At 70.3% G+C, this 12111-nt stretch carries 13 protein-coding genes; 7 read left to right on the top strand and 6 right to left on the bottom strand.

Features of this window, described 5'->3' with window-relative positions; genetic code table 11:
• Nucleotides 1-147: 147 nt before the first annotated feature.
• Nucleotides 148-1020: a PHP domain-containing protein gene (locus QRN19_RS13685; protein ID WP_502928235.1), complete on the bottom strand. Its 873-nt coding sequence runs from the start codon at nucleotides 1018-1020 to the stop codon at nucleotides 148-150.
• A gap of 64 nt (nucleotides 1021-1084) precedes the next feature.
• Here QRN19_RS13685 and QRN19_RS13680 point away from each other — a divergent pair, with 64 nt between their 5' ends.
• Together QRN19_RS13680 and QRN19_RS13675 are read left to right on the top strand one after the other, a co-directional pair.
• Nucleotides 1085-2122, top strand: coding sequence for an endonuclease/exonuclease/phosphatase family protein (locus QRN19_RS13680; RefSeq protein ID WP_285027493.1), 1038 nt, complete (start codon nucleotides 1085-1087; stop codon nucleotides 2120-2122).
• A gap of 41 nt (nucleotides 2123-2163) precedes the next feature.
• Entirely contained in the window at nucleotides 2164-3561 is a 1398-nt protein-coding gene (locus tag QRN19_RS13675; protein WP_285027491.1) for an aminopeptidase P family protein, read from the top strand.
• Nucleotides 3562-3603: 42 nt separating this feature from the next.
• Here the strand turns inward: QRN19_RS13675 and QRN19_RS13670 are convergent, their stop codons facing one another.
• Complete coding sequence (locus QRN19_RS13670) at nucleotides 3604-4107, bottom strand: YflT domain-containing protein (protein ID WP_079705546.1); 504 nt, start codon at nucleotides 4105-4107, stop codon at nucleotides 3604-3606.
• Nucleotides 4108-4175: 68 nt separating this feature from the next.
• On the opposite strand from QRN19_RS13670, the gene QRN19_RS13665 reads away from it, so the two are divergent.
• The 3 genes from QRN19_RS13665 to QRN19_RS13655 are packed head-to-tail and all read left to right on the top strand — an operon-like array spanning nucleotide 4176 to nucleotide 7177.
• On the top strand, nucleotides 4176-5489 hold the full coding sequence (locus QRN19_RS13665) for a magnesium transporter MgtE N-terminal domain-containing protein (RefSeq protein ID WP_079705545.1): 1314 nt from the start codon (nucleotides 4176-4178) through the stop codon (nucleotides 5487-5489).
• The gene (locus QRN19_RS13660; protein WP_071261025.1) at nucleotides 5467-6009 is read left to right on the top strand and encodes a DUF1003 domain-containing protein; all 543 of its coding nucleotides are present in this window, start codon (nucleotides 5467-5469) and stop codon (nucleotides 6007-6009) included. Before QRN19_RS13665 ends, QRN19_RS13660 begins: the two co-directional genes overlap by 23 nt.
• On the top strand, nucleotides 6002-7177 hold the full coding sequence (locus QRN19_RS13655) for an Mrp/NBP35 family ATP-binding protein (protein WP_285027489.1): 1176 nt from the start codon (nucleotides 6002-6004) through the stop codon (nucleotides 7175-7177). Before QRN19_RS13660 ends, QRN19_RS13655 begins: the two co-directional genes overlap by 8 nt.
• A 35-nt stretch (nucleotides 7178-7212) precedes the next feature.
• On the opposite strand, the gene QRN19_RS13650 is transcribed toward QRN19_RS13655, so the two are convergent.
• Entirely contained in the window at nucleotides 7213-7650 is a 438-nt protein-coding gene (locus QRN19_RS13650; protein WP_285027488.1) for a twin-arginine translocase TatA/TatE family subunit, read from the bottom strand.
• A 71-nt stretch (nucleotides 7651-7721) separates the two neighbouring features.
• On the opposite strand from QRN19_RS13650, the gene QRN19_RS13645 reads away from it, so the two are divergent.
• A complete protein-coding gene (locus QRN19_RS13645; protein ID WP_285027487.1) occupies nucleotides 7722-8354 on the top strand; it encodes an O-methyltransferase in 633 nt (210 codons plus the stop codon).
• A 92-nt stretch (nucleotides 8355-8446) separates the two neighbouring features.
• Here the strand turns inward: QRN19_RS13645 and QRN19_RS13640 are convergent, their stop codons facing one another.
• The 3 genes from QRN19_RS13640 to dapE form a co-directional block, all read right to left on the bottom strand.
• The gene (locus tag QRN19_RS13640) at nucleotides 8447-8620 is read right to left on the bottom strand and encodes a DUF3117 domain-containing protein (RefSeq protein ID WP_079002123.1); all 174 of its coding nucleotides are present in this window, start codon (nucleotides 8618-8620) and stop codon (nucleotides 8447-8449) included.
• A gap of 103 nt (nucleotides 8621-8723) precedes the next feature.
• Entirely contained in the window at nucleotides 8724-9947 is a 1224-nt protein-coding gene (locus QRN19_RS13635) for a hypothetical protein (RefSeq protein WP_285027486.1), read from the bottom strand.
• Nucleotides 9937-11034, bottom strand: coding sequence for a succinyl-diaminopimelate desuccinylase (dapE, locus tag QRN19_RS13630; RefSeq protein WP_086473657.1), 1098 nt, complete (start codon nucleotides 11032-11034; stop codon nucleotides 9937-9939). Before dapE ends, QRN19_RS13635 begins: the two co-directional genes overlap by 11 nt.
• A gap of 51 nt (nucleotides 11035-11085) precedes the next feature.
• On the opposite strand from dapE, the gene dapD reads away from it, so the two are divergent.
• The gene (dapD, locus tag QRN19_RS13625) at nucleotides 11086-12063 is read left to right on the top strand and encodes a 2,3,4,5-tetrahydropyridine-2,6-dicarboxylate N-succinyltransferase (protein ID WP_071261031.1); all 978 of its coding nucleotides are present in this window, start codon (nucleotides 11086-11088) and stop codon (nucleotides 12061-12063) included.
• Nucleotides 12064-12111 lie beyond the last annotated feature (48 nt).

Genomic DNA, 12111 nt, shown 5'->3' with positions numbered 1-12111 from the left:
CTCGGAGCCGCGAGAACCCCGTGAGCACTTCGACAAGCTCAGTGACCGGAAGAGGCCACATCGGAACACCCAGCTCGAACCGAGTCACCGGGAGAAGCACACCCCGGTCCCTGAGCGTGTCGAAGGGCACTCCGGACGCGCCGCAGATCAGTCGGGCAGGAGGGGCGCCGAGCCGGTGCCCTCGGCCACGATGCGTCGGACCACGTCGATGTCCGTGGTGTTCTCGCCGAGGCGGTTCGGCTTCCCGGTCCCGTGATAATCGCTCGAACCGGTCGCGACGAGGCCGAGCTCGGAGGCGATCCGGCGCACGACGACCTTCCCCTCCTCGGTGTTCTCGCGATGCTCGATCTCGAGCCCGAACAGGCCCGCATCGGCGAGCTCGCGGAAGTACGGCTCGGGCAGCATCCGGTCGCGGCCGGCCGGGACCGGATGGGCGATCACGGGTACGCCACCGGCGGCGCGGACGAGCTTGACCGCGGTGAGCGGGTCGGGTGCGTAGTGCGGCGCATAGTACCCGGTGCGCGGATGCAGGATGCCGTCGAACGCTTCGCCACGGTCCGCCACGATCCCGAGGGCGACGAGGGCGTCGGCGATGTGCGGCCGTCCGACGGTCGCCCCTTCGCGGGTCTGCGCGAGGACGTCCGCCCAGGACAGCGGGTAGTCGCCGCCGATGCGCGCCACGATGCCTTCGGCCCGCCGGAGCCGGGACTCCCGGATCTTCGCGGTCTCCTGGAGCAGGTCGCCGTTCAGCGGATCGATGAGGTAGGCGAGCAGATGCACGCTCCGCCACTCGTACCGGGTGCTCAGTTCCATTCCGGGGAGCAGCGTGATGCCCTGGCGACGCGACTCGACGGCCGCCTCGGCCCAGCCGGCGGTGGAGTCGTGGTCGGTGAGGGCGATCGTGCCGAGCCCGGCGGCACCGGCCGCGCGCATCAGCTGCGTCGGCGTCTCCGTGCCGTCCGAGACGCTCGAGTGCGTGTGCAGATCGGCGGGGCCGTGCATGTCTCGAGCGCTCACCACGCTTCCACCCTAGTCGCAGGTCCTGCCCCGAGGACTCCCAGACCGCTCGCCTACGCTGACGCGGGTGCTGAAGACCGTCGGTGGCGTCATCGCGGCCGTGCTCGCGATCGCGACCACGGCCCTGCTGGTCGTGTCCGTCCTCCCCGGACTGTTCGGTCTCGAACAGGCCCAGGTCGTCGTCCAACTGAGCGCGTTCCGCCTCCTCGTGGCGATCGTCGCCGCGGGCGGTGCCCTCCTCTGCCTCGTGACGGCGATCCTCGTCCGGGGATCCCGTCGCGTGCTCCCCTTCGTCCTGGCGGTCGTCCTCGCAGCGGTCTCGGTCACCGGCGCCGTCGTCACCGCCAACCGCGGGATCGATGACCAGATGGTCGCCGGAGAGGCGACCGATCTCGCGGATCAGGTCACGGTCCTCGCTTGGAACACCCTGGGCGACGCCGTCGATCCCGGGACGATCGCCGCGATCGCGGTGCGTGAGGGCGCCGACGTCGTCTCCCTGCCGGAGACCTCCTCCGACACCGCGACGGTCGTCGCCGCCGCGATGACCGCCGCCGGACGGCCGATGGTGGCGCATTCGACCGGTTCCGACGCCGGCGGCACCAGCCTGCTCATCAGCACCGGACTCGGCGAGTACGCGGTCCGTGCACCGACGGCGACCGGCCCGACCGCCATCGAGCGCTCGGAGACCCTCATCGCCGATCCGGTCCTCGGTCGCGGGCCGACCCTGGTCGCCGTCCACACCACGGCCCCGCTGCCGAGTCGGCTCGACGATTGGCGCGCGGAACTCGCCGATCTCGCCGGCCGCTGCACCGACGACGGGGACGTGATCATGGCCGGCGACTTCAACGCGACGCTCGACCACCTCGCCGGGTTGCGCGGCGTCGGCGATCTCGGCGCCTGCCACGACGCCGCCGCGGCCGACGCGGCAGCCGGGCTCGGTACCTGGCCGACCGAACTCCCGACCGTCCTCGGCGCGCCGATCGACCACGTCATGGCGACACCGGGCTGGGTCACCGTGTCAGCTCACGTCCTGACCGATGTCGACGACACCGGCAGTGATCACCGCCCGGTGGTCGCGACCCTGCTCCCCCGGACGGCGAGCTGAGCGACGGTCGGCTGTCGCGGACGCAGTGCGACAATGGAGGCATGGCGACTTCCGCAGACACATCCAGTTCGAACACCGTCCAGACCGAGGCGACCTCCAACCGGGCGGCAGCCTGGTCCGAGGGCTTCCGTGCCTTCATCGGCACCGGGTGGGCAGACCGCCCCGAGGTTCTGCCGGAGCCGCGGGAGACCGCCGGCCTCGCAGCGGCTCGTCGTGAACGCCTGTCGGCCCAGTTCCCCGGTCAGCGTCTCGTCCTCCCCGCGGGCGGGATGAAGCAGCGGTCGAACGACACCGACTACCTGTACCGCGCGCACTCCGCGTTCTCGTACTACACCGGCTGGGCAGCCGACACCGAGCCCGACAGCGTCCTCGTGCTCGATCCCGAGGAGTCCGGCCACACCGCGACCCTGTACTTCCGCGAGCGAGCGGGCCGCGACACCGACGAGTTCTACACGAACGCCGCGATCGGCGAGTTCTGGATCGGTGCGCGTCCGTCGCTCGCCCAGGTGGCAGCCGACCTCGGGGTCGCGACCGCCGACCTCTCGGCGTTCACCGCCGACGCCGCCGACCTGACGGTCGACGTCGACGACGACCTGACGCGCGCCGTGTCCGAGATGCGCCTCGTGAAGGACGACTACGAGATCGCGCAGATGCGTCTCGCCGTCGACGCGACCGCCCGCGGCTTCGACGACGTCATCGCCGAACTCCCGAAGGTCCTCGCGCACGAGCGCGGCGAGCGCATCGTCGAGGGTGTCTTCGCCGGACGGGCTCGCGCCGACGGGAACGGCGTCGGATACGAGACCATCGCCGCCGCCGGGCCGCACGCCTGCATCCTCCACTGGACGCGCAACGACGGACGGGTCGTCCCGGGCGACCTCATCCTCATCGACGCCGGCGTCGAGCTCGACACCTACTACACCGCCGACATCACCCGGACGATCCCGGTGTCCGGCACGTTCACCGAAGTCCAGCGCCGGGTCTACGAGGCCGTGCGTGAGGCGGCGGACGAGGCCTTCGCCATCGTCCGCCCCGGCATCCGGTTCCGCGAGGTGCACGCGGCCGCGATGGCGGTCATCGCGCGCAAGACCGCCGAATGGGGCCTGCTCCCCGTCACCGCCGAGGAAGCGCTCCTGAAGGAGAACGAGCAGCACCGGCGGTACATGGTCCACGGGACGAGCCACCACCTCGGCACCGACGTGCACGATTGCGCCCAGGCCCGCCGCGAGATGTACGCCGACGCCGTGATCGAGCCCGGCATGGTGTTCACCATCGAGCCGGGGCTCTACTTCCAGGTCGACGACCTCACGGTCCCCGAGGAGTACCGCGGCATCGGCGTCCGGATCGAGGACGACATCCTGGTCACCGCGGACGGCGCCGAGAACCTGTCGGCCGGCATCCCGCGCACCGCGGACGAGGTCGAGGCCTGGCTCGCGCGCTGAGCCCGTCCGCCGGGCGACGGCTCGGAGCCTGACGCGGCTGGATCAGCCCGCGTCGGTCTCCGGGCCGCGCTCCAGGAGGTTGCGCGCGCGGTTCGCGAGCTCACCGCCGACGATGAGGTCGTAGCGCGTCGCCACGACGAGCGTGGCCGAGGTGTACTCCTGCCGCTTGCGGGTCACCGAGTACGACACGATGCCGAAGAGCATGCCGAACGCCGCACCCATGAGCACCGCGGCACCGAGCAGCATGAGGTTCGTCTCCGGGTTGAAGATGACGAGCACGAGTCCCAGGAACAGACCGAGCCAGGCACCACTGACGGCACCGGCACCCGCCGCACGCCCGTAGCTGAGACGCCCGGTGACCCGTTCGACACTCTTGAGGTCGCTGCCGACGATCGAGATCTCCTTGACCGGGAAATCGGTGTGGGCGAGCGATGAGATCGCGGCCTGCGCGGACTCGTAGCTCTCGTAGCTGGCCACCGTCTCGCCTCGCGGGATGACGCCGAGCGCCGGGGCGCCCTTCCGGCCGAACTGTCGCGGATCACTCATACCTCCATCCTCTCACCCCGCCTGGAGCGGGCACTCCAGGCCGACCACCGGCGGGTAGGTTAGTAGTCGTGAGTGCAACCAGAGTGTTCGTCGCCAGGCTCGCCGGGTGCACCGTCTTCGACCCCGCGGGCGATCGTGTCGGCAAGGTCAGGGACGTGCTCGTCGTCTACCGCACCGGCAAACCCCCGCGGGTCGTCGGCCTCATCGTCGAGATCCCCGGCAAGCGCCGCGTGTTCGTCTCGATCGGCCGCGTGACGAGCATCGGCGCCGGGCAGATCATCACCACGGGACTCATCAACGTCCGCCGGTTCGAGCAGCGCGGTGGCGAGGTGCGGGTGATCGCCGAGCTCTTCGGCCGACGCGTCGTGTTCCGTGCCACCGGCGAGGAGGCGACGATCGAGGACGTCGCCATCGAGGAGCAGGGCCCCGGCGAGTGGCAGGTGTCGCAGCTGTTCGTCCGCCGCCCGAAGACCACGGCCTCCCCCTTCGTGAAGGGCCCGACGACCTTCGCCACCTGGAACGAGCTGCGCGAGGAGCAGGAGCTCGGCGAGGCCCAGTCCGCCGAGCAGCTCATCGCGACCTACGCCGACCTGAAACCGGCCGACCTCGCGAACACCCTCCTCGACCTCCCCCGCGACCGGATGATCGAGGTCGCGGAGGAGCTGTCGGACGACCGCCTCGCGGACGTGCTCGAGGAGATGCCCGAGACGGACCAGGTGCAGATCCTCGCCCAGCTCGACGACGACCGCGCGGCCGACGTCCTCGACCAGATGCAGCCGGACGACGCCGCCGACCTCATCGCCCAGCTCCCCGAGGACCGCGGTGAGCACCTCCTCGAGCTCATGGAGCCGGAGGAGGCGGAGGACGTCCGCATGCTGCTCCGGTTCGACCCGGAGACCGCGGGTGGCCTCATGACGACCGAGCCGATCATCCTCTCCGCCGACGCCACGGTCGCGGAGGCCCTCGCGTCGATCCGACGCTCCGAGCTGGCGCCGGCCCTGGCCGCGGGTGTCTGCATCACCCTGCCGCCGTACGAGTCGCCGACGGGACGCTTCCTCGGGATGGTGCACTTCCAGCGCATGCTCCGCTACCCGCCGCACGAGCGCCTCGGGACCCTGCTCGATCAGAGCCTCGATCCGGTGGGCGTACGGACCTCCGCCGCCGAGGTCTCGCGGATCCTCGCGAGTTACAACCTCGTCCAGGTGCCCGTCGTCGACGAACAGCACCGGCTCCTCGGGGTCGTGACCATCGACGACGTCCTCGACTACCTGCTCCCGGACGACTGGCGCAGCATCGACGAGAACGACGAACTCCCGGCGTCGGAACAGCGGCTCGGATCGAACGGAAGGAGGGCAGGTCGTGGCACGAGCTCCCCGCAATGAGGTCAGGCTCGACGCTCCCAAGGGGCTTCGGAGTTCCGTCCGTTCCATCCGACGCGCCCCGGCCTCGCGCGACCGTTTCGGCCGGTTCACCGAGTGGATCGCCCGCGCGATGGGCACTCCGTGGTTCCTCCTCGGCCTCACCCTCTTCGTCATCCTGTGGATCGCCTGGAACACCTACGGGCCACTCGCCCTCCGGTTCGACTCCGTCGACATCGGCTTCGTCGCCCTGACCCTCGTGCTGTCGCTCCAGGCCTCCTACGCCGCTCCGCTCATCCTGCTCGCCCAGAACCGTCAGGACGACCGCGACCGCGTGCAGATCGAGCAGGACCGGCAGCGGTCCGAACGAAACCTCGCCGACACCGAGTACCTCGCCCGTGAGGTCGTCGCGCTGCGCCTCGCCCTGAAGGACATGGCGTCGAAGGACTTCATCCGCGCCGAACTGCGCTCCCTCCTCGAGGAACTCGATCGGGATCGCACCGACCAGCCCGAACACGACGGGCCCGAGCGTCGGCGTGGCTGACGCCGGCGCGGCTGACACCGGCCTCGCCGAGCGGATCAGGACCGCGCTCGCCCGCGTCATCGACCCCGAGATCCGCAGACCGATCACCGAGCTCGACATGGTCGGTCCGATCGCGGTGGACGACACCGGAGCCGCCGACGTCACGATCAAGCTCACGATCGTCGGCTGCCCGGCAGCGGCGAGCATCGAGCGCGACGTGCGTGAGGCCACCGCGGCGACTCCCGGGGTGACGAGCGTCGCAGTCGACGTCCAGGTGATGTCGACGGCGGAGCGTCAGGCACTCACCGAGCGCCTGCGAGGCGGCCGCGGCGCCCGCGGCATCCCGTTCGGCCCGGACTCCCTCACCCGCGTGTACGCCGTCACGAGCGGCAAGGGCGGGGTCGGGAAGTCGACGGTGACCGCGAACCTGGCCGTCGCACTCGCCGCCAGTGGCCTGCGGGTCGGCCTCGTGGACGCGGACGTCCACGGGTTCTCCATCCCGGGGCTCCTCGGCCTGGTCGAGGACGGCCTGGCCGTCAAACCGACGCAGGTCGGCGACATGATCCTGCCACCCGTCGCCCACGGCGTGAAGGTCGTCTCGATCGGCATGTTCATCGACGCACCGACGGACGGTACCACCGCCGTCGCCGTCGCCTGGCGTGGACCGATGCTCCACCGCACCATCCAGCAGTTCTTGACCGACGTGTTCTTCGGCGACCTCGACGTGCTACTCCTCGACCTCCCGCCCGGCACCGGGGACGTCGCCATCTCCATCGGCCAGTTGCTCCCCCACGCCGAGGTGCTCGTCGTCACGACGCCGCAGCCGGCCGCCGCCGAAGTGGCCGAGCGCAGCGGGGTGGTGGCGCGTCAGACCGGGCAGCGCGTCCACGGCGTCATCGAGAACATGGCGGGTCTCCCGCAGCCCGACGGCAGCGTCCTGCAGCTGTTCGGCTCAGGGGGTGGCAAAGCGCTCGCAGCGCGGTTGTCGATCGGCCAGGACGCACCGGTACCACTCCTCGCCTCGGTTCCGCTCAGCGTCCCGCTTCGGGAAGGTGGGGACGCCGGGCTGCCGATCGTACTCTCGGATCCGACGGATCCCGCGGCCGCCGAGATCCTCCGGCTGGCCGCTCAGCTCGCTGCGAGGCCGCGTGGCCTCGCCGGTCGTCGTCTCGGCCTCAGCACGAGCTGAGCCGTCCGGGTCGGACGTGCGCGACCGAAGCGGGCTCAGGTGGCTTCGAGGTCGAACGGGGGCGCGGCGGTCTCTCCGGCAGCGAGTCGGCGGAGACGTTCGTCGGTCGCCGCCTGGATCGACTTCGGCTTCTCGAGCGACGGAACCACAGCAGCGGCGGCGGCAGCGGGAGCCGCGTCGAGCGGAGCGGTCGTCGCGACCGTCGGCGTCACCGGGGGCTCGTCGTCGAGGAGTGCCTCGCGGATGATGCGTCTCGGGTCGTACTGACGCGGGTCGAGCTTCTTCCAGTCGACCTCGTCGAACTCCGGGCCCATCTCCTCGCGCATGCGGTCCTTGGCGCCGGAGGCGAGGTCGCGGAGGGTGCGGACGAGTCGCGCCAGCTGGGAGGCGTAGTACGGCAGCCGTTCCGGACCCAGCAGGAACACGGCGATGACCCCGATGATGAGGAGTTTGTCGAAGGTCAGACCGAACACGACATCAGACTACCGCGCGAGCCTCAGCTGTCGGAGCAGTTGCAGGCCATACGCTGGGATCCGGAGGCAAGGTGTCAGAACACAATCTCAACTGGAAGTACGCGGGCGACGTCGTCGTCGAGAGCGCGGCGATGCTCACGGCGCGCGCTCACGCGCACGAACTGGGCGTCGAACCGATCTCCCCGGCGATCGGCGCGCAGGTCGCGGTGGTGGCCGCGGCCACCCGCGCGGAGTCCATCGTCGAGGTGGGTACCGGCACCGGCGTCTCCGGGCTCTGGCTCCTCCGCGGTGCCACGAGCGCGGTGCTGACGTCGATCGACACCGAGATCGTGCACCAGCAGCAGGCACGTGCGGCGTTCACGGAGGCCGGCATCACGACCAACCGCATCCGCCTCATCACCGGCAGCGCGCTCGACGTCCTGCCACGGATGAACGAGAACTCCTACGACCTCGTCCTCGTCGACGGCGACCCGGGATCGGTTATCGAGTACGTCGAGCACGGACTCCGTCTGGTGCGTCCCGGCGGCACGGTGCTCGTCCCGCACGCGCTCTGGCGCGGCCGCGTGGCCGATCCGGCGCAGCGGGACGAGACCACAGGGCTCTTCCGTTCGCTCGTTCAGGAGATCTCCGCGTCCGAAGCGGTCGTCAGCGCCCTGTCGCCCGCCGGCGACGGCCTCCTGCAGATCACCAAACCCAACCTCTGAGCCCACCGCACGACGACGAACCGGCCGCCATCCTGACTCTGCGAGCAGTGATGACGGCCGGTTCTCGGCTCATGCGGCGTCGGTGACGGGGATCAGCCCGCGCTCACCACACCCGCGAGTGCATCATGCAGTTCTTGAGCCTCTGCGTCGTTGACCGACACGACGAGACGCCCTCCCCCTTCAAGAGGCACTCGCACGATGATGAGCCGACCCTCCTTCACGGCCTCCATTGGCCCGTCTCCGGTGCGTGGCTTCATTGCGGCCATGCGAGTCCCCTCTCGTTATTCGACTGACCCCCATTATCTCGTATCACGGGGGCTCGTGATAATCCTGAGCGCGGCGAGGCGCAGGATGACGCCGGATCAGCACTCAGGGAATGGTCCAATACGCGTTCGCGAGGCCGTACATGACGAAGATCCAACACCATTGCAGCGCGAGCGAGACGATGACGACGCCACCGCGGTACCACCGGTTCCGTGGGACGGCGACCGCACCGAGGAGCGGGAAGACCGGTACGAGCAGCCGGAAGACACTCGTCTGCGGGAAGAACACCGCGAAGAGGTAGAGGAGGTACGACCCCACCCACATCCGGAGGTCGGCACCGAGCCGACGCACCGGCGGGAGGAACAGGAGCACGACGGAGCCGACGAAGATCGCGGCGACGACGGCGATGCCCGGTCCGTCGCCGAACCAGAACTGACCGCCCTGGATCCAGGCGGAGAACGGGACGAGGGGCTGCTCCCCGATGAAGGCGGCCCGCCACGCCAGCTCCGTCTCGAGGTAGGCCTCCGGCGTCCCGGTGACGAGACCGGCGATGACCATCCACGCGAATCCGGCGACGGCGGCGAGGGCCCCACCCGCGAGGATGAGGACGACCTCCCGGCGCGAGAGGGGGTCGCGGTGTCGGGTGACGATCCGCACGATCAGATGGAGGCCCAGCAGGAGCGAGAAGGCCAGGACTCCGGGGCGGGTGAACGCCATGACCGGGATGACGGCGAGGAGCCAGCCATACCGGCGCGTCACGAGCAGGAGCAGCGCGAGCGTCAGCAGCAGCAGGAACATCGATTCCGCGTAGGCGACCTGGAACAGGGCGCTGAGCGGCGCGATACAGAACAGCATGACGGCGAACATCGCCCGTTCGTCGCCGAGGCGGATGCGCAGGAGCCGGTGGAACAGCAGGGCCGCGCCCAAACCGCAGCACAGCGAGACGATCGTGGCCATGACCGGCCACGGCAGGAAGGTGACGACCGAGAGCGCCTTCACGACCCCCGGATAGACCGGCAAGAACGCCCACGCGTTCTCAGCGACCCGGCCGGCGTCGTCGAGCGGCAGCTGGGTCGGGTAGCCGTACGTCGCGATCCACCAATACCACTGTCCGTCCCAGCCGGCGGCGAGCGTGCCCAGTGAGGGGAACGCACCGAACCGCGAGTCCGGCGCCTGCAGCAGACTCGCGGCCGCGAACATTGCGGTCGTCACCAGGCGGGACAGCACGTAGACGATGGTGATCCGCCCCCACCAGGGCAGGCGGGCCCAGCGCCGGAGCATCGACGGCCGCTCCTCGACCTCGGTCGAGTGGACCGCGTCAGCGACCATCGGGCCCGGTCAGCCAGGCGCGGAGTCCGCGCTCGCAGTCCTCGATGTGCGCGAGCGGGACGCGCTCGTCGTCGGCATGGGCGAGGAGCGGGTCACCCGGTCCGTAGTTGACGGCGGGGACACCGAGCGCCGAGAAGCGTGCGACGTCCGTCCAGCCGTACTTCGGAGCCGGTGTCCCGCCGACCGCGGCCAGGAAGTCCTGCGCGATCGGCGCGTCGAGCCCGGGACGGGCGCCCTCCGCGACGTCCGTCTGCACGACCTCGAAGCCGGAGAAGAGTTCCTCGAGGTGGGCGAGCGCCTCGGCGCCCGTCCGGCTCGGAGCGAAGCGGTAGTTCACCTCGACGGTGACGAGGTCGGGGATCACGTTCCCGGCGACACCGCCGGTGATCCCGACCGCGTTGACGCCCTCCCGGTAGACGAGCCCGTCGACCTCGACCTCCCGTGGCGTGTACGAGGCGAGGGTCGCGAGGACCGGTGAGATCGCGTGGATCGCGTTGACGCCGACCCAGCTCCTGGCCGCGTGCGAACGCTTGCCGTGGGCGCTCACGTGCACGCGCAGCGTTCCATTGCAGCCACCCTCGACGCCGGCGTTGCTCGGCTCGCCGAGGATCGCGAAGTCCCCGACGAAGAGGTCGGGACGGTTCCGCGCGAGACGCCCGAGGCCGTTGAGGTCGGAAGCGACCTCCTCGTTGTCGTACCACATCCAGGTGATGTCGACGATGGGATCGGTGAGTTCCGCGGCGAGCTTCAACTGGACCGCGACGCCGCCCTTCATGTCGACCGTGCCTCGGCCCCAGAGCACCGCCTCGCCGTCGCGTTCTTCGAACCGCGTCGGGACGTTGCCGTTGATCGGGACGGTGTCGATGTGGCCGGCGATGATGACCCGCTGTGCACGTCCGAGCGAGGTGGACGCGACGACCGTGTCGCCGTCGCGCACGATCGTCAGGTGCTCGAGACCCTCGAGCGACGCCTCGATCGCGTCGGCGATGCGGGCCTCATCCCCCGAGACGGAGGCGATGTCGCACAGCTGCTGGGTGAGTTCCACCGAGGAGACGGACAGGTCGAGTACGGGGACTTCGGCTGGCATGGCACCAGTGTATTGGCCGTCGACCTGAGTGTTGGCCGGTACCCTGGAGCCATGACCGCTGCGCCTGCCGAGACCCCCGTTCCGACTCACGCTTGGGGCTCCGGCCTCGCGACCATCGCCGCCGACGGCACCGTGCTCGACACCTGGTTCCCCGAGCCCTCGCTCGGACGGATCCCCGAGGGCCGCGACCGCTGGATCGCCCCCGCAGACCTCGAGGCCCTCGCGACCGACGACGAGCGCCGGGCCGTCCGGATCGACATCGTCACGGTCGAGATCGAGCTGCAGGCCGCTCCGCAGAGCACCCCCGACGCCTACCTGCGGTTGCACCTGCTCAGCCACCTGCTCGTCCAGCCGAACACGATCTCGCTCGACGGCGTCTTCGCGCACCTCCCCATCGTCGTCTGGACCAACGCCGGCCCCGTGCACCCCGCGGACTTCGACCGCCTCCGACCGTCGCTCCTCCGCGCCGGGATCCACGCGACCGGTATCGACAAGTTCCCGAGACTCCTCGACTACGTGACGCCCGACAAGGTCCGGATCGCCGACGCCTCACGCGTGCGGCTGGGCGCCCACCTGGCACCGGGCACCACCGTCATGCACGAGGGCTTCGTCAACTTCAACGCCGGGACCCTCGGCGCGTCCATGGTCGAAGGTCGCATCTCGCAGGGCGTCGTCGTCGGCGACGGCAGCGACATCGGAGGTGGTGCGTCGATCATGGGGACGCTCTCTGGCGGCGGGACGCAGCGGGTGGCGATCGGTCAGCGCGCCCTCCTCGGCGCCAACTCCGGCATCGGCATCTCGATCGGCGACGACTCGGTGGTCGAGGCGGGTCTCTACGTGACCGCGGGCACCAAGGTCGTCCTCGCGGGTGCTGCGGCCACGGCCGAAGGCGCGCCGCGCACGGTCAAGGCGGTCGAGCTGTCGGGTGTCCCCAACCTCCTGTTCCGTCGGAACTCGCTCACCGGTGCCGTCGAGGTGCTCCCCCGCTCGGGCTCGGGCGTCGAGCTGAACGCGGCACTGCACGCCTGACCCGGCGTACCGGTCCGCAGAACGGCCCCGCATCCGAGGTGGATGCGG

Source organism: Plantibacter sp. ME-Dv--P-122b, assembly GCF_030209375.1.
GTDB lineage: Bacteria > Actinomycetota > Actinomycetes > Actinomycetales > Microbacteriaceae > Plantibacter.
Note: the sequence above shows the minus strand (reverse complement) of the source record. Positions and strands in the feature narration are given on the sequence as shown.

Excerpts from the sequence above, each read along its gene's own strand:
- QRN19_RS13675 (WP_285027491.1), top strand. The coding sequence starts at position 2,164 with ATGGCGACTTCCGCAGACACATCCAGTTCGAACACCGTCCAGACCGAG.
- QRN19_RS13670 (WP_079705546.1), bottom strand. The coding sequence starts at position 4,107 with ATGAGTGATCCGCGACAGTTCGGCCGGAAGGGCGCCCCGGCGCTCGGC.
- QRN19_RS13640 (WP_079002123.1), bottom strand. The coding sequence starts at position 8,620 with ATGGCCGCAATGAAGCCACGCACCGGAGACGGGCCAATGGAGGCCGTG.
- QRN19_RS13635 (WP_285027486.1), bottom strand. The coding sequence starts at position 9,947 with ATGGTCGCTGACGCGGTCCACTCGACCGAGGTCGAGGAGCGGCCGTCG.
- dapE (WP_086473657.1), bottom strand. The coding sequence starts at position 11,034 with ATGCCAGCCGAAGTCCCCGTACTCGACCTGTCCGTCTCCTCGGTGGAA.
- dapD (WP_071261031.1), top strand. The coding sequence starts at position 11,086 with ATGACCGCTGCGCCTGCCGAGACCCCCGTTCCGACTCACGCTTGGGGC.